The organism is Paraburkholderia sp. RL17-368-BIF-A (assembly GCF_046054045.1).
In the GTDB taxonomy this organism is placed as follows: Bacteria; Pseudomonadota; Gammaproteobacteria; order Burkholderiales; family Burkholderiaceae; genus Paraburkholderia; species Paraburkholderia graminis.
The window spans coordinates 34,402-58,468 of the sequence record NZ_JARESN010000029.1; the positions used below are offsets into that span (position 1 = coordinate 34,402).

Below are 24,067 nucleotides of genomic sequence, written 5' to 3' on the forward strand. Positions count from 1 at the left end.
AGCTTTACCATCTGTGGGAGCTGATCGTCATGCTCTTTAAATTTCTCTGGGACTTGCTGCGCTTGCTCGGAGGAGCGGGCTAGACGCGCGCGACGGCGCCTGCTTTCGGCGCGGCATGCGTGCCGAGAAACGCCCGCAGGTCGGTCAGCACGCGCTCGGGCGCTTCCTCCATCGGAATGTGTCCAAGGCCCGGATACATGACCGATTTCGCGCCCGGAATGCGCTGCGTGAATTCAGCCGCGTGCGCGGTCGGAATCCAGCGGTCCTTCGCGCCCCACAATACGAGCGTCGGCAGCGCGAGTGTCGTCAGCACATTCGTATCCAGTTCGGCGAAATCGAGCGTCGGCACCATCTTGCCGATCGCGGCGCGCGTGCCTTCGCCGTGGAAAAACTCGACGTAGCGCCGCAGCGTGACGGCATCGATTTTGCGCGGATCGCCATACACGTTGCGCACCGCGCTTTTGATGATCGCTTCCGGCAGCCAGCGCGGCGAACTCGCGCGCACCAGCGCGCTGTTGAAGAGGCCAATATAGATGGGCAGCCGCATCGGAAAGCCCGCGGAGTCGATCAGCACGAGCCGCTCGACGGCCTCGCGATGCCGCACCGCGTAGTCCCACGAAATGAGCCCGCCAAGCGAATTGCCGATGAAAGTCGCGCGCCTAATGCCGAGTGCCTGCAAAAAAGTGTCGATGAAACGGCGGTAGGTCGGCAGGTCCATCGTTTCAATCGCGCCTGTGCTGGAGCGCAGCGGCCCGGTCACGCCGAACGGCGGCAGATCGAGACGAATGATGCGGTAAGCGTGCTTCAGTTCATCGGCGACACGATTCCATGTGTGCAGCGACGACGCGAAGCCATGAATCATCACGATGATGTCGCCGCGGCCTTCGTCGACATAATGCACGTCCGCGCCCATGATGCGGATGAACTTCGAGCCGCTTTGTGTGTAGCGCCGCCGCAGTTCGTCGCGCGGCACGCTGGTGATGCCGAGGCGCGCGGCGAGCGAGCGGGGCGGCAGCGCCGCGACTGAACTGTGCGTCAACGAGTTCGACGAATTCGACGAACGAGGATCGATGCTTGCCATGTTTTCCGTCTCCCTTTTTTATTTGAATCGGGATACTAAATAATCGCCATCGGATCGCGCGACGTGACTTACAAGCGCACCGCGTGAGCGTCGTTCCTCAAGGCAAAAAGCGGTAATCGCCTGGCCGCACGCGGCGCGTCCTCTTGCGAAAGCTGAAACTGAATCCCGGCCACAGCGCGGTCACTTTGCCGCTTCGCGTCTGATACCAGCTATGGCAACCGCTCGACCACACCGAGCGCCGCATATCGTGCTGCAGGCGCGCGTTGTAGTCGCGCTGCACGTCGGGCCGCAGGTTCATCGTGTGGGCGTTGCGCCGGCGCAGCGTCCGCAGGCAATCGGCGATGTACTGCACTTGCGACTCGATCATGTAGATCAGCGAGTTGTGGCCGAGTCCTGTGTTCGGGCCGACGATCATGAAGAAGTTCGGAAAGTCGGCGACGCTCACGCCGAGATAGGCTTCGGGGCCGTCGCGCAGCCACAGCGCGCCGAGGTCCGCACCGCCGACGCCGGTCACGTCGAACGGCGCGCCGACGTCGTTGACCTGAAAGCCGGTGCCGCAAATGATCGCATCCGCACGATGATGCGCGCCGTCTTCTGTCACGATGCCGTCCGCGACGATCTCGCGGATGCCCGTCGTGATCACGTTCACATTCGGCTCGATGAGCGCGCGATAGTAGTTGCTCGACAGCAGCACGCGCTTGCAGCCGAGGCGGTAGTTCGGCGTGAGCGTCGCGCGCAACTCAGGGTCTTTCACGCGCCGCTCGAGATAGCTGAGGCACAGCTTCATCGGGCGCTTCATTAGCTTTGGATGACTAACGAAAGCAATCGCCTGCGATTCGAGCTTCCAGTAGATCGCGCTGCGCACGAATCGCTGCGTGAACGGCAGATGTTCGAAAAGCCAGCGCGCGCGTTCGCCGATGCGCTTGTCCGGCTTCGGCATGATCCACGGCGCGGTGCGCTGGAACAGATCGAGCCGGGCGACGCGCGGCTGGATTTGCGGCACGAACTGAATCGCGCTCGCACCCGTGCCGATCACGGCGACGTGCTTGCCTTCGAGCGGATACGCGTGATCCCAGCGCGCGGAATGAAACAGCTTGCCTTTGAAGTTCTCCAGTCCCGCGATGCGCGGCATCGCCGGCCGCGACAGCGGACCGCTCGCGGCGATCAATACGTCGGCCTCGATGCTCTCGCGCATGCCGCCGGCATCGAGCTCGATCTGCCACACATGACGTGCTTCGTCGAAGCGCGCGGCCACCACGCGCGCATTGCAACGCACGTAACGGTCCACGCCATACTTGCGCGCGCAATGCTTCAGATAAGCGAGAATTTCGTTCTGGCCGCTGAAGGCGCGCGACCACGCCGGGTTCGGCTCGAACGAAAACGAATACAGATGCGAGGGCACGTCGCACTCGGCGCCCGGATAGGTATTGTCGCGCCATGTCCCGCCGATGTCCGCGGCGGCTTCATAGACGGTGAACGACGTGATGCCCATTTTTTGCAGCCGTACGGCCATGCCGATGCCGGAGAAGCCGCTCCCCACAATGGCGATGCGCGGCGCGACAGCTTGTGTTGATGCAGCGGATGCAGCAAATGCAGCGGACGTCACGTCGATCTCCTGCAAGGGGAAGTCGGGCGCTGCCTGCGCACACGGCAAGCCGCGTAGCCACCCAAACGTAACGCGCAGGGTAGACAACCGTACACCTCGCGTCAAGATCGTTTAGAGTACGTCTATCAAACGCGCGTCCCGCGCGGCGATTGAAAGCCACCATGAACGCGATGAAATCCGTATCGGAAACGGCGCGGCAGCCCGCGCGCGACGCTGCGGCAGAACAGGAACTGCCGCCCGGCAAACGCAAACTGATCGAAGCCGCGTTGCGCTTGACCGCGGGCGGGCGCGGCTTTGCGAGTCTGGGTTTGCGCGAACTCGCGCGCGAGGCGGGACTGAATCCGAACACGTTTTACCGGCATTTCGGCACGCTCGACGAGCTCGCGCGCGAGGCCGTCGATTCGGTCAGCCGCCGTTTGCGGCCGATGCTGCGACGCGAGCGCTGGCTCGCCGCGCACGACGAACCGCATAGCGTGCCGCGGCGCGCGTGCGTCGCGTTCTTCATGTTTGCGCTCGAAAACCGCGACGTGTTTCTCAGTGCGTTAGCGGAATATCACGGCACGTCGCCGGCACTGCGCGAAGCGGTGCGCGCGACGCTTCATGCGGTGTCAGCGGAAATGGCCGACGACGTCGTGCAGTTGCAGTTAATGCCCACACTTTCGCGCGATGTCGTCGATGAAGTCTGCACGCAGATCGTGCTGCAACTGTTTCATCTCTCCGCCGAATATCTCGATGCCGACGCCGCGCGCCGCGATGCGCTCGTCGGCTATGCGGAGCGTTTTATCGTGAGGCTTTTTGCGGGCTCGGTGCTGCTCGCGCAGCAGGAGGAGGCGCGGGCGCCGCTCTCGCGGCGCGCGTGATTTTCGCTGAACGTGCAGGCAAAAAAAACAGGCTCCGTGTAGGAGCCTGTCTTCAATGCACACGCGGAGAGTGCCGCGACTGAAAGAGCGCGAGGACTCAGGTATTGTCGTCGCTCCAGCCGCCGGAATCGTCGTTGCTGCCCATGTCGATGCCGCCACCGCTGTTGTCGTTCCAGTCGTTCGAGCCCTGGCCGAAATCGAGCCCGCCGCCATTGTCGCCTGAGCTGCCGCGCCTGCGCCCTTCATCGTCGACGATGACGTCGCGCTCCACGACGCGTTCACGCCCCGAGTTCAGCGCCTCGCCGAGCAGCACGCCGGTCAGCAGCCCGCCCATGCCGCCGCCGAAACCGCCGCCTTGCTGCACGACGACAGGCGGTTGCTGCTGATACGGACCTTGCTGCGGATAGGGCGCTTGCGGCGGATTGCCGAAGCGCTCGGCTTCGCGCGCATACGGCGACTGCTCGTTGCCCGCCGCGGCTGCTGCGTTCGGATCGGGCCGGCCTTCGGCGCGTGCGCGCAGGCTGCCGATACGCTGCTCCAGTTCATCGAGCTGATACGGCGGCACCGGATTCTTGCTGTTCGACAGCGCTTCGACGAGCGTGCGCAACTGGTCTTCGGTTGCTTCGACTTCCTTTTCGAGCGCTTCGTGACCGGGCGCAGTGGAGAGCTTCACGTCGAGTTTCAGCGAACGCACGGTGTTGAGCAGGTCGGTTGCACGCTTGAGTTGCACGCGACGATCGTCGTTCGCGCGCGTGTCGTCTTGCGTGCGGGCGCGACGCAAGGTCCAGCGCAACACGAGCGCGATCACGCCCACGATAAGCAGAATGCCGACCCACATGCCGATGCCCGGGCCGTGGCGCTCAGGCGCTTGCGGCGCGAGTCCGGCCTGCTGCTGCAAGGCCGGTGCATTCGCGTTTTGCTGGGCGAACGGGTTGTCCGCGCGGCTCGTCGATTTGGCGTTCGCGTTGCCCACCCGTTCGGCGTCCCGACGAATGCGCGCCTCGACTTGTGCGAAACGCGTGGGATCGGTGAAACGGATTTGCGGGTCGAGCGTCTTTGCCTGTTGAAGCTGCGCGAGCGCGTCGCCATAGCGGCCTTCACGGTCGAGCACCTGGCTGTACAGGTAATGCGCGCGCGCATTGTTCGGATGCGCCTGCAGCACTTCGGACAAGCCGGCGTCGGCCTGCTGCCAGTTGCCTTGCGACATCGCGGATTCGATCTGCTGCACGGTCGGCACGGCAAACGCCGCGCCCGAAACGAGCATGAGCGAGACGAATGCGCTTGCGATAAGTTGTTTCATTTGCGGACCGGGCGTCACACGCCCGTCTCCTTCAGTCGATTGCGCCGGGCCGGCGATCCGGCGGCGGCCAGCGGCCGGTTAAACATCCACGCTCACCGGCCTGCCGTCAGACACTACTCACGCAATTACTGGGCCGGCGTATTGAGCTGCTTCTTCAGCGCTTCGAGACGGTCTTCCACCGACGGGCCGCGGTTCAGATCCGCGAGCTTGTCGTCGAGCGCCTTGCCGCTTTTGACGTCGGCGGAATTCAGGCGTGCGTCCGACCGTGCATTCGACAGCGCGACCTTGTCCTCGAGCTTCTGAAAATCTTCGGAAAGGTTTTTTCCGCCGATGCCGCCGAGCGCCGTCGCAGCGACGTCTTTCGCCTCGGCGATCTGCTGCTTGGCCTGGAGAATGTTGGACCGTGCGTTCAGATCGTTGCGGCGCGCGCGCATGTCTTCGATCTGGCTCTTCAACTGCGCGACCGACGGCTCGAGCGTGGCGAGTTCCTTCGTCAGTGCATCGCGTTCCGCCTCGGCGGTGGCTTGCGCGCTCAGCGCTTCACGCGCGAGCGCTTCGTCGCCGGATTGCAGCGCGCGCTTCGCGCCGTCTTCATACTTCTTCGCCTTGTCGGCGGCAACATCGCGCTTGCTTTGCTGCGTGGCCACCTGCGCCTGAATCTCGATCAGCGAATTTTCGGCCTTGCCGATGCTCTCGTCCAGTTCGCGCACGATCTGGCGCGAGTCGCGCGACGGGTCCTGCACGGAGTCGGCCGCGTCGTTCAGGAGACCTTTTAGCGTGCGCGAAATGCTGTCAAAAAGCGACATGAAAACCTCCAAAGAATGGTGTCGGCGCTGAATAGTTCACGCGCGTTCGATTGCTTGCCACTGCTACTTTACGCCGCCGCGCGACAAGCCGCGCAGCGTTCGGACCGGAGGTCGGGGCGCGCGTGCGGAATGCAATAGCACGAGCGCAAATTGTCCGGTCGGTTCGCGCATGCGTCGCGTGATGAAGCGGCAAGCTTCGATGATAAACACGCGGGCGCGTCCCTTCAGCGGCTCGCGGATATTACACCACGGGCTCTCTTAAAATGCGCTTAAAGGGCACGATGCGCGAGCCGCTCAGTGTGCGAGCGGCGAGTGTCGTCGGCGTGAATTGAGCGATGGTTGTGAAAGCGTGAGCGCGTGGAGACGATGGGCTTGCATCGTACATTCGCCTTACACCTCCATTGCGTTTCGCCGGCGCTAGGCGAAGCGTCCGCCTTCGGGGCCCAGATCGCCTTGCGGATCGTCGTCATCGCGCGCGATGTCGAGGCGAGGGCGCTTCAATACGCTCTTTATGTGCGTCTGTACTTGCGTCTGCGCGGTAACGGCAGCGGGCGCCGGCTTCTGATCGGCAGCCGCTCGGGCCGCGGCGACTCGCGCGACGGCTTCGGCGGTAGCGACGGCGTCTTCATCGACATCGGCAGTGAGCGCGGCCAGCACATCGGCGGGCAGCAGCGGGGCGGGTTCGGAAGGAGCGGGTTGAGATGCGTGCGGCGCGCTACCCGCAAGCGCTTTGCCTGACGACGTCATCGGCTCATGCGCCGCGCGGTTCGCCGCATCGGGCAGTGCGTGGTTTGCGTCGGCGTTCGCGAGTCCGCTCGCCTCGCTGCTCGCGCGCGTGCGCAAGCCTGGCGGCAGCGCCGCGCGCGCATGCTCCGTGTCCTGCGCGACGCGCCGCAGCGCGGCGTCGAGCGCGTCGGGCGCGCGCGGCGCATTGAGCCTGTCGACGATGCTCGCCGCTTTCACCTGCTCGCTCGTCGCGTCGAAACTCAGCACCGCGCGCCGCATGAGCTCGCTGACGCTGATGCCGAGCTCGTCGGCGGTGGCGGCGATCGCGCGTTTCTGCGCGGGCGTAACGAATACGACGATGCGTTCGCTGGGCTTTGTCATGATCGGCTCGCATACTTTTGTTGGTGTGGCGCTTCGCGGCGCGCATCGGCGTGCGCCGAATCCATCATATGACGAGTTGCGCCGATCGCAAACGGGCGCGTCGTGAAAATGCCGTGACATCAACGGCTTGTGGCGTTTTTGGTGGGCTTGTCCACAGGCTTGTGAACGTTTTCTGTTGATAACTCGCGCTGTGTGCGCAAGCGCATCGAAAGCTTGCCGAATCTACTCAAGCCCGCGCCGCCGGGGCCGCCGCGAAGGGAATTCTTACAAAAAAACTGCGTTGAGCGCGGCTTGATTTCTTTAAAATGCGTTGTTACGTTGCGCCGGACACTGTTCGGGCGCGCCGTGGCGACTCGCGGGGGCAAAGGGTCGCGCGGCGGTTTGCGTCCCGGACAACGCCCGCTCAGGATTCATGCGCGCTTCAAGCGCGAGAACAAGGCGTTGAATCATGGCATCCGGTCATGGCATTCAGTCATCCACTGAGTCATGAGACTGAGTCACGCCATTGATTCACGCGCCCACTATTCCAGTCATGCCAATCATCAAACGACCGCATTCTTCGCATTCTCCCGCCGGTCAAGACCGGGACTCCTACCGCCGCACCGAGGGACGCAACGCCGCTTCGCGAGATCGCGAAGAACGCGGCCGCCCGATCGGCGCGACCATCGCGATCTGGTTCGCGAGCTTCGCGGCGATTGTCGCCGTGGTGGGCGCGCTGATCGTCGGCTATGCGCTCGTCGTGATGGGGCCGAACCTGCCCTCGCTCGACGCGCTCACCGACTATCGTCCGAAAGTGCCGCTGCGCGTCTACACGGCGGACCATGTGCTGATCGGCGAATTCGGCGAGGAGCGGCGCTCCCTCGTGCGCTTCCAGGACATCCCCGACCAGATGAAAAAAGCCGTGCTCGCGATCGAGGACTATCGCTTCTACGAGCACGGCGGCGTCGACTTTCTCGGCATCTTGCGCGCGGGTTTCGCGGACCTCGCGCACGGCGGCGCGTCGCAGGGCGCGAGCACGATCACGATGCAGGTCGCGCGCAACTTCTTCCTGTCGAGCGAAAAGACCTACACGCGCAAGGTTTATGAAATGCTGCTCGCGTACAAGATCGAGCGCGCGTTGACGAAGGACCAGATTCTCGAGCTGTACATGAACCAGATTTATCTGGGTGAGCGCGCGTATGGTTTTGCCGCGGCGGCCCGCGTGTACTTCGGCAAGGATCTGAAAGACATCACGCTCGCGCAGGCCGCGATGCTCGCGGGTCTGCCGAAAGCGCCGTCCGCGTATAACCCCGTGGTGAACCCCAAGCGCGCGAAGATCCGTCAGGAATACATTCTGAGGCGCATGTTCGAGCTTCGCTATATCAGCCAGGAGCAGTACGACCAGGCGGTGAAGGAAGAGATTCACACGCGCAATCCGGGCAACGAATACAGCGTGCACGCCGAGTACATCGCCGAAATGGTTCGGCAGATGATGTATGCGCAGTACAAGGACGAAACTTATACGCGCGGCCTGAACGTGACGACCACGATCGATTCCGCCGACCAGGACGCCGCGTATCGCGCGGTGCGCAAGGGCGTGATGGATTACGAGCGGCGCCACGGTTATCGCGGGCCGGAAGGCTTCGTGCAATTGCCGGCTGCGGGCGACGACCGCGATCAGACGATCGACGACGCGCTCACCGATCATCCGGATAACGGCGAACTCGTGGCCGCCGTCGTGACGGACGCGAGTCCGAAGCAGGTGAAGGCGCAACTGGTCGACGGCACGCAGGTCACGATGAGCGGCGAGGGCTTGCGCTTTGTGGCGAATGCGCTGAGCGCGCGCGCCGCGTCGGCGACGAAGATCAAGCCCGGCTCGATCGTGCGCGTGATGAGCGACGACAAGGGCAACTGGCAGATCACGCAGCTTCCGCAAGTGGAAGGCGCGCTTGTGTCGCTGACGCCGCAGGACGGCGCGATTCGCGCGCTCGTCGGCGGCTTCGATTTCAACAAGAACAAGTTCAACCACGTGACGCAGGCATGGCGTCAGCCGGGTTCGAGCTTCAAGCCGTTCATCTATTCGGCCGCACTCGACAAGGGCCTCGGACCGGCGACGATCATCAACGACGCGCCGCTGTACTTCCCGTCGAGCACGCCAGGCGGCGACGCATGGGAGCCGAAGGACGACGATCAGCCGGATGGTCCGATGCCGCTGCGTCTCGCGTTGCAGAAGTCGAAGAACCTGGTGTCGATCCGCATCCTGTCGTATATCGGCACGAAGTACGCGCAAGACTTCGTCACGCAGCGTTTCGGTTTCGATGCCGACAAGACCCCGCCGTATCTGCCGATGGCGCTCGGCGCGGGGCTCGTCACGCCGTTGCAATCGGCGGGCGCGTATTCGGTGTTCGCCAACGGCGGCTATCGGATCAACCCGTATCTGATCAGCGAAGTCACGGACGCGCGCGGCGAGCCGCTTTCGAAAGCGCAGCCGCTGACGGCCGGCCGCGACGCGCCGCGCACGCTCGAGCCGCGCAACGCGTACATCATGAACAGCCTGTTGCATTCGGTCGCGACGGCGGGCACGGGCGCGGGCACCAACGCGCTGCATCGTTCGGACTTGCAGGGCAAGACGGGTACGACCAACGACGCAAAGGACGGCTGGTTCGCCGGTTATCAGCAATCGCTCGTCGCGGTCGCGTGGATGGGTTATGACCAGCCGAAGACACTCGGCAGCCGCGAGTTCGGCGCGCAACTCGCTTTGCCGATCTGGGTCGAGTACATGCAGCGCGCGTTGCGCGGCGTGCCGCAAAGCGAGCCGGCGCAACCCGACGGCGTGACTTCAGTCGACGGCGAGCTGTTCTATTCGGATATGACGCCGGGGAATGGTTTCGTGGCGAGTATCGGTCTCGATTCCGCGAATCCGACGGCCGGTGTGAGCGATGCGGTCGGCGGCGTGGGCCCTGCGGGTATGACGCCGCCGGCGGTGCCGCCGCCGAGCGTGTCGTCGAACGAGAAGAAGCAGATCATGGATCTGTTTGAGTCGAATAAGCCTTGAAGATGGGAAGGGCGTGCGGGCGGTGCTCGCACGCGCTGTGTTCTGCGCAGACCGCAAGGCAATGCGGGCTTATGCGCGGGTCTGCCGTGTCGCTGAGACTAAGCGGACGGCTGCGGCGTGTAATGCCGCCGACAATAGGCCAGGTGCATGGTCGCTTTCAGTAGCCTGCCTCTCGGCGTATCTCTTTCAGTTGTGCGTAACTGATTATCTGAAAATGCTGATCGTCGTTGAATTGGGCGATGAGCTTTGAGTCGTCGGGTGGCGTTTCTCCAAACATCTGGTAGTGAAATGCAAGCGTGGTCACATAGTTGACAGTTGGCACGATTGAGTGGGCTCGCGTGTAGCCACCGGTTTTCACGGCACGCCAGAAAACCCTGTCGCCGACGATGCTCTCCGACGAGTCCTTGAAGAGCCAGACTGCGCATGCGGGAAACGCAGCTCGCGTCAGGAAATAGCAATTGGTGTCGTTGAAATCGATCCCGTTGGATTCCTTGCAGATGCCAAGCACGCGGCCGTCTGCCGCAATTATTGTGCGAGTAGCCGTGACCACCTGCGCACCCGTCATCTGTACTATTGAGCGCATCGTTTCGATGTGGTTTGGCTCGTACCAGTTGTCGGCATCGAGAAAGCAGATCGCATCGAAACCATTGGCAGCCGCGCACGCGGCACCTACTCCACGAGGAGTGTCTCCATAGTCACCGTGATTCGGAATCTTGATGTGGACGACGTTTTCCCAGCTATCGACATCGGCAGCAGGGAATCCATCGGCGACCATGAAGTGAGTGACGTCCCCTTGCTGTCCAAGGACGCTCTCGTGGCACCTTCGTAGAAAGTCAAGCGGCTCTTTATAGTACGGGCTAATAACGGCGACTCGCATGAAGAATTCCCGAGGTATCCATGGAGCGGCGAATTATATATATCGGTAGGTCGCAGAAGGCTATCTCGATTAATGGTCGCGCGAGGCCTGCGTCCTTGAAGGCAATCCCGCCGCTTCTGCTTCATTCCACACCGCTGCCGATAACCCCAGCCCGCTCAACGAGTTAGCCTGCTTATCAGAAAGTTTTCAACAGGCTCATGAACATCAACTGGGGATAACTCCGGCCGACTAATTCGTACCACCAGGTTTCGCCTCTACTCCCCGCGAAACCTCGCCCAAACTCGCCTGCCCACCGTCACCCCCCACCGGCGGATTCCCCATCGCCTGAAACAGCGCCGCCGTATCCGTGAGCCGTGCGCTCGTGTAGCGAATCTCATCGAGCTGCGCATTACGAAACTGCTGCTCGCTGGTCCGCGTCGACGACACCGGCACGGCGCCGAGCCGATAGCGCCCCGACGTTTCATCGAAAACACCCTGCGCCGAACGCGCCGCCGTACTCGCGGCATCCAGCGCCTGCGCGTCATGCTCGAGCGCGGCGAGCGTATCGGCGACATTCTGGAACGCGGCGAGCACCGTTTGCTTGTATTGCGACACCGTGGCCTCGTAGGTGTTCATGGCCGCGCGGCGCTGCGCCATCAGCGCGCCGCCGTGAAAGAGCGGCTGCGACAGCGACGCGCCGATGCTCCAGATCGCGCCCGCGCCCGAAAGCGCGACCGGCCAACTGAAGCCGCCTTGTCCCATCGACGCGCTCAGCGACAGGCTCGGATACATCTGCGCGGTCGCCACGCCCACATCGGCGGCGGCGGCTTTCAACGCGGCGTCGGCGGCCTGAATGTCGGGCCGCGCGCGCAAGAGTTCGCTCGGCACGACGACCGGCACCTGCTCGGGCAGATGCAAGCTCACGAGTTGGAGATCGTCCGGCGCGGCGTCCGGCGTGCGGCCCAGCAGCACGGCGAGCGCGTGACGCGTCGTTTGCCATTGCTGCCTGAGCCCCGGCAGACTCGCCGACAAACTCGCCGCGCTTTGTTGCGCGCTCAACTGATCGGCATGCGAGACGGCGCCAAGCGCATAGCGCCGCGCGGTGTCGTGAGCCTGATCGTTGGCAAGCGTGACGAGCCGCTCGGTGGTGTCGATCTGCGCGCGCAATGCTGCGCTCGTGATCGCGGCGCTCACGATGTTCGCAGCGAGCGCGCGCCGCGCGGCGTCGAGTTGATAGGCCTGCACGTTCACGCGCGCGGCGAGCGCGGCATCGGCGAGACGCGCGGCGCCGAACAGGTCGATCGTATAGTGCGCCTGCAATTGGCCGACGAAGATGTTGTACAGAAACGTATTCGGGCCGATCTCCGGAATCGCCAGCGCACGATTGCGGGTTGCCTGACCGCCCGCGTCGATCGTGGGCAGCATCGAACTGCCGATCTGCGCGCGCAGTTGCTCGCGCGCGGCGGCAAGCGTCTGTTCGGTGGCGGCGAGCGTCGGGCTATTGTGCAGCCCTTCGTCGACGAGCGCGTTCAACGCATCCGATCGATACAACGTCCACCACTCGGGCACCGGTTTGCCGCCGACCATGAACTGCTGCGCGACGCCTTGCGCAGCGACGGTTTGCGCCGGTTGCGCCTCGCTGCCGTAGTGGAGCGGCTGCGGCATCGCCGGCGGCTCGCCGTTCGGTCCGAACGAACAGCCGGCAAGCGAAGCGGCGAGCGCGAAGGTGAAGCCGGCAAGCGCCGTGTTGCGCGAGACGCGTGCCGGCGAGAAAGCCGCCAACCTGCTCAGGAAGCGGGAATGTGCGAACTGGTTCATGTTCAATTCCCCGTGTGCGCCGCGCCGGACTCGGGCGGCGTTTGCGGCTCGCGCTCGTCGTTGCGTACGCGGAACGACAGCGCGTAGAGAGCCGGCAGATAGAACAAGGTGAGGACGGTCGCGCTCGTGATGCCGCCCATCAGCGCGGTGGCCATCGGCCCGAAAAAGTTCGAGCGCAACAGCGGAATCAGCGCGAGCACGGCGGCGGCAGCGGTCAGGGTGATCGGCCGGAAGCGCCGCACGGTCGCGCCGACAATCGCGTCGAAGCGCTTTTGCCCCGAGGCAATGTCCTGCTCGATCTGGTCGACCAGAATCACCGAATTGCGCATGATGATGCCGAACATCGCAATCACGCCGAGCATCGCGACAAAGCCGAACGGCTTGCCGAACAGCAGCAGGGTGAAGACCACGCCGATCAATCCGAGCGGCGCCGTCAGCACCACCATCAGCACGCGCGCGAAGCTCTGCAACTGGATCATCAGCAATGTGAGCACGACGACGATCATGATCGGCATTTGCGCATTGATCGACGCCTGGCCTTTGCCGCTTTCTTCGACGGAACCGCCGATCTCGATCCGGTAGCCGACAGGCAAGCTCGCGCGAATCGGCGCGAGCGCCTTGTCGACGGCATGCGTCACGTCGATGCCTTGCGCGCCCGGCGCGACGTCGGACTGCACGGTGATGGTCGGCTGACGGTCGCGTTCCCAGATCACGCCGTACTCGAGATCGTTGCGCAGATGCCCGAGCGTGCCGAGCGGCACCGCGCCGTTCGGCGTGGGCATGGCGAGCGTGACGAGCTTCGCCGGGTCCACGCGCTCGGCTTTCGGCGCGCGCAGATCGACGCTGATCAGCTTGTCGCGCTCGCGATACTGCGTGACGGTATAACCGGACAGCGTCATCGCGAGGAAGCTCGAAATGTCGTCTGAACTCACGCCCAGTTCGCGCGCTTTTGTCTGGTCGACTTCGAAGCGCACCGACCGTTCGGCCGGCTCGTCCCAATCGAACTGCACGTTGCGCGTATCGCGGTCGGCGCGCAGCGTCGCGGCGACTCGCTCGGCGATCGAGCGCACCGTCGCGATGTCGTCGCCGCTCACGCGAAACTGCACGGGATAGCCGACCGGCGGCCCGTTTTCGAGGCGCGACAGGCGCGTGCGAATCGCGGGAAAGTTATTGCGCAGTTCGGGCTCGAGCCATTGCGCGAGCTTCTCGCGCTCTTCCACGGACTTTGCGGTGATCACGAACTGCGCGAAATTCGGCTGCGTCAGTTGCTGGTCCAGCGGTAGATAAAAACGCGGCGCGCCGGTGCCGACGAAGTCCACCGAGTGATCGATTTCAGGGCGTCCCACAAGTACCTTTTCGAGCCGTTTCGCTTCGCGCAAGGTCGCGTCGAACGATGCGCCTTCGGGCAGCCGCACGTCCACCAGCAGTTCGGGCCGGTCCGAGCTCGGGAAGAACTGCTGCGGCACCAGCGCGAAGCTGGCCATCGCCACGACGAACAGCACGATGGTGATGGCGAGCACGATGAAGCGCCGCTCGATACACCAGCCGATCCAGCCGCGCAGACGCTTATAGAAGCCCGTGTCGTAGATGTCGTGTTCGTGGTCAGGAGCGTGATGCGCCTCGCGCTTGCGCTCGGGCAGCAGGTGAAAACCGAGCAGCGGAATCAGCACGACCGCCGCGAGCCACGACGCGATCAACGCGATCGCCGAGACTTCGAAAATGGAGCGCGTGTATTCGCCGGTGCTCGACTTGGCCAAGGCAATCGGCAGAAAGCCCGCGACGGTGACGAGCGTGCCGGTCAGCATCGGAAATGCCGTGCTGGTGTAGGCGAACGCCGCGGCGCGCGTGCGGTTCCAGCCCTGCTCGAGCTTCACGGCCATCATTTCGACGGCGATGATCGCGTCGTCGACCAGCAGGCCGAGCGCAAGCACCAGCGTGCCGAGCGATACCTTGTGCAGTCCGATGTCGAACATGTACATGCACAGCGCGGTGACGGCGAGCACGACCGGGATCGAGATGACCACCACCATGCCGGTGCGCACGCCGAGCGACACCAGGCTCACCACCAGCACGATCGCGATGGCTTCGGCCACGGCTTCCAGGAAGTCGTCGACGGAATGAGCGACGGCGTGCGGCATGCTCGACACTTCGGTCAATTGCAAACCGGCGGGCAGCGCCTTGCGCAGGCCGACCATTTGCGCGTCGAGCGCCTTGCCGAGACGGATCACGTCGCCGCCCGGCTGCATCGTCACGCCGATGCCGAGCACCGCCTTGCCGCCCGCGCGCATCTGCGTGACGACGGGATCGTCATAACCGCGCTTGATCGTCGCGATGTCGCCGAGACGGAACGAGCGGCCGTTGATGCGGATCAGCGTGTCGGCAAGCGCGTTCACGTCCTTGAACTGGCCGGTGGGACGCACGAACACGCGGTCGTCGGTCGTGGTCAGCGTGCCCGCCTGCGACACCGCGTTCTGCGAGTTGATCGCCTGCCCGAGTTGTTGCGGCGAAATGCCGAGCCGCGTGAGCTGCGTGTTCGTGATCTCGACGTAGATGTGCTGATCGGGATCGCCGAAGTAATCCACCTTGGCGACGCCGGGCACGCGCAGCAGCACAGTGCGCAACTGGTCCGCGTAATCGTGCAGTTGCGCGGGCGAGAAGCCGTCGCCTTCGAGCGTGAAGATGTTGGTGTAGACGTCGCCGAATTCGTCGTTGAAGAACGGACCCTGAACGCCTTGCGGCAAGGTCGCGGCGATGTCGCCGACTTTCTTGCGCACCTGATACCAGGTTTCGGGCACGTCCTTCACGGGCGCAGAGTCTTTCATCGTGAAGAACATCAGCGACTCGCCGGGGCGCGAGTAGCTGCGCACGAAGTCGATGGCGGGCGTTTCCTGCAGCTTGCGGCCGATGCGGTCCGTCACCTGTTCCTGGACCTGGCGCGCGGTCGCGCCGGGCCAGAAGGTGCGGATCACCATCACGCGGAACGTGAACGGCGGGTCTTCGGATTGCGCGAGGCGCGTGTAGGCGAGGGCGCCGAACGCGGTGGCCAGTGCGATCAGGAAGACGACCAGCGCCTGATGGCGCAGCGCCCACGCGGACAGATTGAAGCGTCCTTCTTCGTGCGTCGCGCTCATGAAGCGAAGTCCTCGGGATGCAGTGGCGCAATCGCGCGGACTTTCTCACCGGCGCTGACCGTATGCACGCCTTGCAGCACGACGTGCTCGCCGTTCTTCAGGCCCTGGCTCACGACGATCGTGCGCTCGTTATAGCGCGCGACCGTGACGCGGCGCAGCTCCAGCGCGCTGTCCGTCGCTCGCACGACCCACACGGCCGGCTGCGTGCCGTCGTGAAAGAGCGCGGTGGACGGCAGCACGAAAAAGCCGTGCTCGCCTTCGGCGTTGCTCGCCGCCGAAGACGAACGCGCCGACAGCGCGATGTCCGCGGTCATGCCGAGGCGCACGTCGGGCCCCGGATTGTCGAGCGTGAGTTTCGCGCGATAGGTGCGGCTTTGCGGATCGGCGGCGGGCGACAGTTCGCGCACGCGCGCCGTGAATTTGCGGCCCGGCAGTGCGCCGAGCGTGACGTTCGCCGTTTGCCCGACCGCGAGGCCGGCGAGCGCGCTTTCCGGCACGTCGCAGACCACGTCGAGTTCGCCGCTCCACGCGAGGTTGTAGACGGCCTGGCCCGCCGACACGTTCTGACCTGTGTCGGCCTGCTCGGCGGTGATCACGCCGGCGTGATCGGCGGCGAGCGTCGTGTATTGCAACTGATCTTTCGACAACGCCGCCTGCTGGGCCGCCTGATCGCGCTGCGCAGCGGCCGACGCATACGCGTTCGTGGTCTGCTCAAGTTGCGCGGGGGCGATCAGATTTTCCTTGGCTTGCGCCCGGTCGCGGTCGAGCTGCTGCTTCGCGTATTGATAGCTGTGCTCGGCGGCGGCGAGCTGCGCCTGCGCGCTCGCAGCGTTCTTTTGCGCATCCGCGGGATCGAGGCGGGCGACGATCTGGCCGCTCTTCACCACGTCGCCAAGACGCACGCGCCGCTCGACGATTTTTCCGCCGACGCGAAACGACAGCGGCGTCGAATAGCGCGCCTGCACCTCGCCCGGCAGCGACGCGACGGGCGCGGCGTTGCCGTCCGCATGAACCGCGACGGCCACGACGGGCCGCGGCTCGGGCGCCGCGGCTTCCTTTTTGGAACACGCGCTCAACGCGACGACGCCCGCAAACGCGAGCGCAACGGCGAGGCGGCGCGCACGCCGTTGCCCCGCGAGGCGAGGAGACTGCTGGCGCATCGCTTCAGATGCGCGGAAACCGGGACGCTTCACAATGACCCCAACCGGAAACAGCGAAGAACATGGCAGGCCGCAGCGGCATACCAGCGAAGAGCGCACGCCCGGTCATGCAATTGGCATACGCATCTGATTTTCAATGATGCCTCGCATTCTAATACACACCTGTATCTGAATGTCGATGTGAATTAGAATTCTTTTCGGTGCTAGACTTGCGCCCATGAAACGGCAAAGACTCACACGCGAGCAAAGCAAAGACCAGACGCGGCAGCGTCTGCTCGACGCTGCGCAGGCAACTTTTATGAAGAAGGGCTTTGTCGCGGCGAGTGTCGAGGACATCGCCGCGGCGGCGGGCTACACGCGCGGCGCGTTCTATTCGAACTTCCGCAGCAAGAACGAACTGTTCCTGGAACTGCTGCGGCGCGACCACGAGGCCATGCAGGCGGGCTTGCGCGCTATTTTCGAAGAGGCGGTCACGCGCGAGCAAATGGAAGAGCGCGTGATGCGCTACTACAGCAACCTGCATCGCGAGAACAAATGCTTTTTGCTGTGGGTCGAGGCGAAGCTGCTGGCGGTGCGCGACGGCCGCTTCCGGCTACGGTTCAACGCGTTCATGCACGAGAAGCTCGAGCAGCTCGCCGCGTATGTGAGCGAGTTCTCGGAGCGGGTCGGCACGCCGCTGCCGCTGCCGGCCGCGACGCTGGCGCTGGGCTTGATGGGTTTGTGCGACGGCGTGCAGTTCTTCTACACGGTCGATCCGCAGAATGTGCCGAGTGAAACGGCAGAAGCGGTGCTGGCTGGATTTTTCGCGCGCGTGGTGTACGGGCGCAGCGCCTGAGGGCGCGAGGTGCTTAAAGCGCGCGAGGGCGCGTGAAGCGCGAGCATGCGTGGGGCTGAAGATGCCCCACGCCTTTGCGCATAAGTCCCGCTGCGGGAATCAGTTTGTCGTGAACTGCGTGCAGGTATCGACGACGGGGCTCGCGCACACGAACGAATATTCGCCGCTGTAGCGCAGGACTTCTTTACCCGCATGAAGAACGACCTTGATGTCCGGGCAGCGCTCGTAAGCGATGAACGCCGAGCAGGCTGCGGCGGACCAGCAGACCAGAGAAAACGCGATTTTTTCGAGAAGCTGAAAACGGTGTGGCATGGCTAGAGGCTGACGAAATAGCTAGCGGTGAAATTGTTCAGGCGCCATCTTACCAGCATCTAAGGGTTTATACCTAGTCTGACTCCGCAATCACGGGTGAAACGTCGCGCGCACGCATCGGCCAAGCTGGCGCGATTGTCATGTGCAGGTCAGGGTTGGGACAGGTCGGGTCGATACAATCGATTCGTTGGGCAAATCCGCGCGAGCCTTGCCGCGCGGGGTGATGGAGGCGGCAGCGCGCGCCCGGCCCGGCATCTCGACGCAGGAGTCGCCCCATGAATCAATTGCAGTCCATGCGCGTGTTCGTCAAAGTGGCGGACCTCGGCAGTTTCGTCCGCGCGGCAAACGCGCTCGATCTTTCCACCGCTGTCGTCACGCGCCATGTGGCCGATCTGGAAGCGCGCCTCGGCGCCCGTTTGCTCAATCGCACCACGCGCCGTCTGTCGCTGACGGAGTCGGGCGCGACCTATCTGGAGCGCGTGCGTCATCTGCTCGACGATCTCGAAGGCGTCGAGCAGATGCTGGCCGCGCGCCATCACGAGCCGGTCGGCACCCTACGGATCGTCGCGCCGGTGGTGTTCGGGCTGCAAAGCCTCGCGCCGGCCGTGCAGTCGTACGCCGCGCGCTATCCGGACGTCGTGCCCGATGTGACGCTCGCCGACCGCCAGGCGGATCTCGTTGAAGAAGGTTTCGACGTGGGCATCATGGTCGGGCGTCCGGCGCGCAGTGCGAGCATCGTCACGCGGCGGCTCACCACCTGTCAGCTAACCGTTTGTGCGACGCCGGCCTATCTCGCGCAGCACGGCACGCCGACGCGCCCCGACGATCTGTTGCGTCATCCGTGTCTGAGCCGGGCGCCCGAGCAGGGCGGCGAGGAGCGCGTGTTCAGCGGACCGGAAGGGCTTGTGCGCGTGAGGACCACTAACGCGATTGCCGCGAACAATAGCGAAATGCTGCGGCAGTTCGCGCTGCTCGGCATGGGCGTCGCGATCCTGCCGAGCTATCTGATCGGCCGCGACCTGGCGTCGGGCCGGCTTGTCGAACTGCTGGGCGATTACCGCCTGCCCGAGATCGAGATCACGATTGTCTATCCGAGCCGCCTTCACTTGCCGGCGAAGGTGCGGACTTTCGTCGATCACCTCGTCGAGCATTTCGAGTCGGACTTCACGGCGCCGGCGCGCGATTCGCGACATGCGAAGCGTGCAGGTGCGCTCGCGGGTTGTGGAGTCCGGCATGTGCGGCCACGAGCGGGCGCCGCCGCCGGTCTCGCAACGGCGCCGGGCTAGATCCAGAGATCGTTGACGGCCGTGCGTTCGTTGGTTGCTTCGCCGGTGTTCTTGACGCCGCGCGGCTCGATCAGCAGCAGCTTCACTTCGCGCTCCGCGAACGGCTTGTGTTCGGTGCCTTTCGGCACGACGAACATTTCTCCCGCCGACAGCGTCACGAAACCGTCGCGCATGTCGATGCGCAATTGGCCGTCCAGCACGATGAAGGTCTCGTCGGTGTCGGCATGCTCGTGCCACACGAAATCGCCTTCGATGCGCACGACCTTGAACTGATAGTCGTTCATTTCGGCAACGACGCGCGCTTGCCATTGGTCCTGGAACAGCGCGAGTTTTTCAGCGAAATTGATCGCGCGGTAGGTTTGTTGTTCTGGCTGGACGTCGGACATGTGGTGCTCCTTCCAAAGAGGGTTGCTGTCTCGGGAAAGAGCATAGCGCGCGCGGACGAGGCGCGTCTGGAACGTTTGTGCGCGGGAGCGGGGCGCGAGCGGCCGCGCTTAGGTCGCGCTTAGGTCGCGCTTAGGCCGCCTTTAGGTCGGGCTTTTGGCCGCGCTCACCTGCGCCCGCATTCACCTGCGGACAAACTCACACACTGAGTCCCGGCCCGAAATTGCCGCCGATCAGCCGCGTGACCGAATCGACGTCCGCGTAGTCCTGCTCAGGCAGGCCGTCGAGCATCGACAGGACTTCGTTGCTCGCACCTGCCTCGCGCGCCGCGTCGACGAGTGCGTCCTTGTTGGCGGGGAAATGGATTTCGCTGAGTACGTCGGAGATCTGCAAGTCGATGGATTCCCCGGGGATGGACGATGCCGTCATGCAAGCGCTCCTGCAGATAAAGTTGGAATGAATCGCGGCGCCGCCCGAGCCGCACAAGCCGCCGGCGCCGCTCAAGCCGCACGCGGACCGCCGCGAGCCGGAACTCCGTATTGCCGGCCGGTTCGCCGCACTCGACCCCTCGGTCGCGGCGGACCGAGCAAAGCCACGCAACGGGCGCTGCTGTCAGGTCTGCAAGCGCTCATTGCGCGCCGCAAACCCACGCTCCGGATGTCGCGACTTCGGCAGGACGATATGCTGCCATTGCTGCGGACGATTGTCGTCCGTGACGGCCACGTCAGGCGCTGCGGGGGCGACTGGCGCGGCGTTCGCGCGTTCGGCGAGGGTGCTCGCCGGCGTGCCGTCCTGCGCGGTGTGAACCGGCGCGGCAAAGCACGAAGCGGACAGCGTCACCATGGTCAACAGTGTCGAGGTTTTCATGCCCGACCTCCTAAGCTCATGCGGCGCTAAGCATTCAGCAAGGGCTGTGCCGTCCCCGCGTCGAAAGGAAAGCGCAAGCCGCGCGAGGCCGGGCTGCAAAGGCCGCGCGCTTTGGTCGGGCGGGGCGCGTAATGCTTGCCCAGCGGCCTGCAAAGCAAGCTTGCCGCGCGCCTCGTGACCACCCATTGTAAATCGCCGATGATGGCGCGGGAATGGCAGTCAAAAGGCAGTGGTGTTCAGCAGTTTGGAGGCGCGGCGGCGCGGCACGGCTGATCGCGCGAGCGGCTGTTCGCGCGTCGCGAAGCTCGCGTCGCTCCATCCTTGCACGCCGCCGCTACCTCAGCACATCGAAGCGCGTCCACGGCCACGACGGCCGGTCGCGCATATAGCCGTTCAGCCAGTTCCACTGCGGATGCCGCTTCATGAACGCCTGGGCATCGAACGGCCGGCCGCACGGATGTCCCCAGCGCGCCGAGAACGCCATGTCGCGCGCCATCTCGCTGTCGACCACCTTGCCGTCGTTCGCGCCCCACGGATTGAACGGCCCGTGATCCGAGCCGCCGAAACGCGCGTCGTCCAGTTCCAGATGTCCGCAGATCGTGCGCGAACACGGGTTGTCGTTGCGATCGAGATAGACGTCGTGATGATCGGCGATCATCGCCTTCGCGAGCTCGACGTCGATCTTGCCGCGGTGCATCTCCTCGAGCTGCATGAAGCGCAGACGCCGCGCGCCGTTCTTGCGCACGTCGGTATAGTCCTCGCCTTCGCCGATGCATTCCTGGTTGCGGATCTTCAGATCGGTCGCCGTGTTGTAGCCGCTGTAGAAGCCGTCCTTCGTGCTCTCGAAGCCGGAGTAGTGCAGCCCCAGTTCATAGCGCGCGATCTCGCCGGTCTTGATGTCGCCGAGCAGCCAGCTATTCGCGTAGCCGCCGTTGTTCGCCACGGCAAACATTTCGCACCATTCGCCGATGCTGTTCGCGTATTGCGACGCGCGTCGAGAACGGTAGAACTCGGGCGCGCCCGCCGCGTTGTAGCCGACGAAGTTCGAGATGGTCGTCTCCGTCACCATCAGTCCCGCGGCCGTGACCCAGAAATCGGTGAGGCTCGAAATGCAGCCCGGCAGGCCCTGCATCAGAATGCGGTTGCCCTCGTCGGGCACGATGTCGAAGATGACGTTAAACGCATCGCCCGCGGCGTAGCGGTCCCACGAGTTGTGCGCCATCACGATGCGGCCGTCGCGCGTGGCGTTGCCCGTTGCGATGAACGCGCTGCAATGATGGCCGCGCCGGCCGCGCCAGGGCTTGAGTCCGAGGCCGGGCTTTTGCTGGGCCGCGTGCGCGGGCCACCAGCTTTGCAGCAGATCCATGTAGCCGTTCCACGCGAGCACTTCGGCGAACGGCAGTTTCGCGCCGTCGGCGATGCCCTGAATTTCGTCGGCGAATTCGGTGTCGAGCTTGTTGGCGAACTGCGAGACGGCAGCCTCGACGAAGGTGTCGAACTCTTCGCCGGTGTCCCACTTCGCAAGGTAGCGGGCGGTGCGGATTGCGTTGCGGATTTCGGCTGCGAGCAGTTGGCCGTGCTGTTCGCCGCGATCGTACGGCTCGCCTTCGATGTGCAGGAAAACCCAGCCCGCCTGGTCGCGGCGCGCGGCGTCAAGGGACGGTTCGCTCATCTTCCCTCCGATCGAATGGCGGGCGTCGCGCTCGCCCGGCCTGGCGTAAGCTCGCGCTGCCGATGCCGCCGCAGCGTCTTTTCATTGTAGAGATTCTGCGATGCTTTGCACGGGCGCGCCGCCCGCGTGCGGAGCCGCCGTGCTCAGCGCGTCGGATTCATCCGGAAGTACGCATCGAGCAGCGACGTTTTATAAACCACGCCCGCGAGCCGCGGATGCGCGGCGCTTTCGACAACCGGCAGGCGCTCGCCCTGGAACGCCATGAAGTGCTGCAACGCGACGCCGAGCGGCATGTCGGGCGTGAGCACGTCGAAGTGCGGCTGAAGATAGTCGGCGGCGGTTCGCGTCGAGGTATCGCGCTTGTCGAGCAGATCGGACGTGATGTCCTTCAGCGCGACGACGCCGAGAAAGGCGCCCGATTCGTTCGCCACATACAGATACTTGACCGGATATTCGAGGAACACGCGCGTCATGTCGTGCACGGTCGCATTGGGCGGCACGACGGTCTGCGCGGGGCGGATCAGCTCGCGCATCTGCGTCGCGCGCAGGCGCGTGCGTTCCTGCTCTTCCTGATTGCGGCGCAGCGTGATTTCGTACATCGACGTCTTGCCGATCGCCCGCGAGACAAAGTACGCGACGACGCACGAAAGCATCAGCGGCAACACCACCTGGTAGCTGAGCGTCATCTCGAAGATCATCAGGATCGCCATCAGCGGGGCCTGCGTCGCGCCCGCGAGGAAAGCGCCCATGCCGACCATCGCATACGCGAACGGCGCCGAGGTGCCGTGCGGCCACAACGCGTGCATGCTCTGGCCGAACAGCGAGCCGACCACCGCGCCGACGAACAGCGTCGGCGTGAACACGCCACCCACGGCGCCCGAACCGGCAGTGGCCGCGGTCGCCACCAGCTTGAACACCAGCACGACGACGAGCGCGGTCCACGTCCACGGCGAATGCAGGATGGAGTTGACGACGCTGTAGCCGTTGCCCCACACCTCGGGCGTCCATACGGACAGAATGCCGACCACGAGCCCGCCGAGCGCAAGCCGCGCGGGCAGCGGCAACGGCAGCTTGCCGAACAGCGCCTTGGAGCCGTCGAGCAGCCGCAGAAACTGCGGCGCGGCTGCGCCGCACAGCAGACCGAGCGCGACGAACAGCAACACCTCGACGCCCGCCACCGGCGGAAACACCGGCATTTCATACGGCGGCTTGTAGCCGGCGAATTCGCGCATCGTGATGTTGGCGACGACTGCCGCGACGACCACGGGCCCGAAGCTTTCCATCGCGATCGAGCCGAGCACGATCTCGGTGACGAAGAACGCACCCGCGATCGGTGCGTTATACGCCGAGGTGATGCCGGCCGCCGCGCCGCAGGCCACCAGCAGGCGCAGCCGCGGCGGATCGAAGTGCACCCAGCGCCCGATCAGCGAGGCCGCGAGCGCGGCAAGCTGCACCATCGGACCTTCACGGCCGATCGAGCCGCCGCTTGCAATCGTGAACAGCGACGAGACGCTGCGCCACAGACTCAGCTTGACCGGCACCACGCCGTCGCCGATTGCCACGGCCTCCATGTAGTCGATGTGATTGCATTTGTCGGCGTGACGACGGGCGATCAGCAGCAGCGAACCGGCGATCAGGCCGCCCGCCGCCGGCAGCCAGATGCGCACCGTCCACGGCAGGCTGCGCGCCATTTCGACGAAGCTGCCGGCCTTGCCGGCCACCAGCAGTTGCAGGATCTCGATGCCGCGGCGAAAGGCGATCGTCGCAAAGGCGCCCGCGACGCCGACCACCACCGACCAGACCAGCATCGTATGGGCGTCGGAGAGACGGAAAAGATCTTGCGCGCGGGTGCGCAGCTTCAGCAGGAATGAAAGCACGTCGGCGGTACGGAGCGGGAAGAAGCGTTGAAAAGCGCGCACGGTAACAGCAGCGCGCCCCCGGGACGAAGCGGG

19 protein-coding genes are annotated in these 24,067 nt (G+C 64.5%); 4 read left to right on the top strand and 15 right to left on the bottom strand.

Annotated elements, in window-relative coordinates:
- Positions 1 to 79 precede the first annotated feature (79 nt).
- Both P0D87_RS30510 and P0D87_RS30515 read right to left on the bottom strand, forming a co-directional pair.
- A complete protein-coding gene (locus P0D87_RS30510; protein ID WP_053858178.1) occupies positions 80 to 1,081 on the bottom strand; it encodes an alpha/beta fold hydrolase in 1,002 nt (333 codons plus the stop codon).
- Between the two features lie 97 nt (positions 1,082 to 1,178).
- Positions 1,179 to 2,687 carry a flavin-containing monooxygenase gene (locus P0D87_RS30515; RefSeq protein ID WP_053859036.1) on the bottom strand — a complete coding sequence of 503 codons (1,509 nt, stop codon included), beginning with the start codon at positions 2,685 to 2,687 and terminating at the stop codon, positions 1,179 to 1,181.
- 170 nt (positions 2,688 to 2,857) lie between these two features.
- Here P0D87_RS30515 and P0D87_RS30520 point away from each other — a divergent pair, with 170 nt between their 5' ends.
- A complete protein-coding gene (locus P0D87_RS30520; protein WP_053859035.1) occupies positions 2,858 to 3,547 on the top strand; it encodes a TetR family transcriptional regulator in 690 nt (229 codons plus the stop codon).
- A 97-nt stretch (positions 3,548 to 3,644) separates the two neighbouring features.
- Here P0D87_RS30520 and P0D87_RS30525 read toward each other — a convergent pair whose 3' ends face one another.
- The 3 genes from P0D87_RS30525 to P0D87_RS30535 form a co-directional block, all read right to left on the bottom strand.
- Entirely contained in the window at positions 3,645 to 4,847 is a 1,203-nt protein-coding gene (locus tag P0D87_RS30525; protein ID WP_171799848.1) for a tetratricopeptide repeat protein, read from the bottom strand.
- A 125-nt stretch (positions 4,848 to 4,972) separates the two neighbouring features.
- Positions 4,973 to 5,653: a PspA/IM30 family protein gene (locus tag P0D87_RS30530; RefSeq protein WP_006051744.1), complete on the bottom strand. Its 681-nt coding sequence runs from the start codon at positions 5,651 to 5,653 to the stop codon at positions 4,973 to 4,975.
- 417 nt (positions 5,654 to 6,070) lie between these two features.
- Positions 6,071 to 6,760 (bottom strand): plasmid mobilization protein, encoded by a 690-nt coding sequence (locus tag P0D87_RS30535; RefSeq protein ID WP_053858176.1) that lies wholly within the window; start codon positions 6,758 to 6,760, stop codon positions 6,071 to 6,073.
- A 532-nt stretch (positions 6,761 to 7,292) separates the two neighbouring features.
- On the opposite strand from P0D87_RS30535, the gene P0D87_RS30540 reads away from it, so the two are divergent.
- Positions 7,293 to 9,794 (top strand): penicillin-binding protein 1A, encoded by a 2,502-nt coding sequence (locus tag P0D87_RS30540; RefSeq protein ID WP_006051741.1) that lies wholly within the window; start codon positions 7,293 to 7,295, stop codon positions 9,792 to 9,794.
- Between the two features lie 157 nt (positions 9,795 to 9,951).
- Here the strand turns inward: P0D87_RS30540 and P0D87_RS30545 are convergent, their stop codons facing one another.
- The 4 genes from P0D87_RS30545 to P0D87_RS30560 all read right to left on the bottom strand — a co-directional run bounded on the left by P0D87_RS30545 (position 9,952) and on the right by P0D87_RS30560 (position 16,759).
- The gene (locus P0D87_RS30545; protein ID WP_053858175.1) at positions 9,952 to 10,671 is read right to left on the bottom strand and encodes a glycosyltransferase family 2 protein; all 720 of its coding nucleotides are present in this window, start codon (positions 10,669 to 10,671) and stop codon (positions 9,952 to 9,954) included.
- A 228-nt stretch (positions 10,672 to 10,899) separates the two neighbouring features.
- Positions 10,900 to 12,468, bottom strand: coding sequence for an efflux transporter outer membrane subunit (locus P0D87_RS30550; RefSeq protein ID WP_053858174.1), 1,569 nt, complete (start codon positions 12,466 to 12,468; stop codon positions 10,900 to 10,902).
- Between the two features lie 2 nt (positions 12,469 to 12,470).
- Positions 12,471 to 15,599 (bottom strand): efflux RND transporter permease subunit, encoded by a 3,129-nt coding sequence (locus P0D87_RS30555; protein WP_053858173.1) that lies wholly within the window; start codon positions 15,597 to 15,599, stop codon positions 12,471 to 12,473.
- The gene (locus tag P0D87_RS30560) at positions 15,596 to 16,759 is read right to left on the bottom strand and encodes an efflux RND transporter periplasmic adaptor subunit (RefSeq protein WP_053858172.1); all 1,164 of its coding nucleotides are present in this window, start codon (positions 16,757 to 16,759) and stop codon (positions 15,596 to 15,598) included. Before P0D87_RS30560 ends, P0D87_RS30555 begins: the two co-directional genes overlap by 4 nt.
- Positions 16,760 to 16,976: 217 nt before the next feature.
- Between P0D87_RS30560 and P0D87_RS30565 the strand changes: the two genes are divergently transcribed.
- Positions 16,977 to 17,594 carry a TetR/AcrR family transcriptional regulator gene (locus P0D87_RS30565; RefSeq protein ID WP_029968608.1) on the top strand — a complete coding sequence of 206 codons (618 nt, stop codon included), beginning with the start codon at positions 16,977 to 16,979 and terminating at the stop codon, positions 17,592 to 17,594.
- A 99-nt stretch (positions 17,595 to 17,693) separates the two neighbouring features.
- On the opposite strand, the gene P0D87_RS30570 is transcribed toward P0D87_RS30565, so the two are convergent.
- Entirely contained in the window at positions 17,694 to 17,906 is a 213-nt protein-coding gene (locus P0D87_RS30570) for a hypothetical protein (RefSeq protein ID WP_006051735.1), read from the bottom strand.
- A 275-nt stretch (positions 17,907 to 18,181) separates the two neighbouring features.
- Between P0D87_RS30570 and P0D87_RS30575 the strand changes: the two genes are divergently transcribed.
- Positions 18,182 to 19,192, top strand: a complete 1,011-nt coding sequence (locus P0D87_RS30575) for a LysR family transcriptional regulator (RefSeq protein WP_006051734.1) — start codon at positions 18,182 to 18,184, stop codon at positions 19,190 to 19,192.
- Here P0D87_RS30575 and P0D87_RS30580 read toward each other — a convergent pair.
- The 5 genes from P0D87_RS30580 to P0D87_RS30600 form a co-directional block, all read right to left on the bottom strand.
- Positions 19,189 to 19,578: a cupin domain-containing protein gene (locus P0D87_RS30580; RefSeq protein ID WP_006051733.1), complete on the bottom strand. Its 390-nt coding sequence runs from the start codon at positions 19,576 to 19,578 to the stop codon at positions 19,189 to 19,191. The genes P0D87_RS30575 and P0D87_RS30580 overlap by 4 nt on opposite strands.
- Before the next feature lie 196 nt (positions 19,579 to 19,774).
- Complete coding sequence (locus P0D87_RS30585) at positions 19,775 to 20,005, bottom strand: DUF2795 domain-containing protein (protein ID WP_006051732.1); 231 nt, start codon at positions 20,003 to 20,005, stop codon at positions 19,775 to 19,777.
- Between the two features lie 183 nt (positions 20,006 to 20,188).
- Positions 20,189 to 20,443, bottom strand: a complete 255-nt coding sequence (locus tag P0D87_RS30590; protein WP_029968601.1) for a hypothetical protein — start codon at positions 20,441 to 20,443, stop codon at positions 20,189 to 20,191.
- Between the two features lie 334 nt (positions 20,444 to 20,777).
- Positions 20,778 to 22,115 (bottom strand): C45 family autoproteolytic acyltransferase/hydrolase, encoded by a 1,338-nt coding sequence (locus tag P0D87_RS30595; RefSeq protein ID WP_053858171.1) that lies wholly within the window; start codon positions 22,113 to 22,115, stop codon positions 20,778 to 20,780.
- Between the two features lie 143 nt (positions 22,116 to 22,258).
- The gene (locus P0D87_RS30600; RefSeq protein ID WP_029968599.1) at positions 22,259 to 23,992 is read right to left on the bottom strand and encodes a ClcB-like voltage-gated chloride channel protein; all 1,734 of its coding nucleotides are present in this window, start codon (positions 23,990 to 23,992) and stop codon (positions 22,259 to 22,261) included.
- Positions 23,993 to 24,067 lie beyond the last annotated feature (75 nt).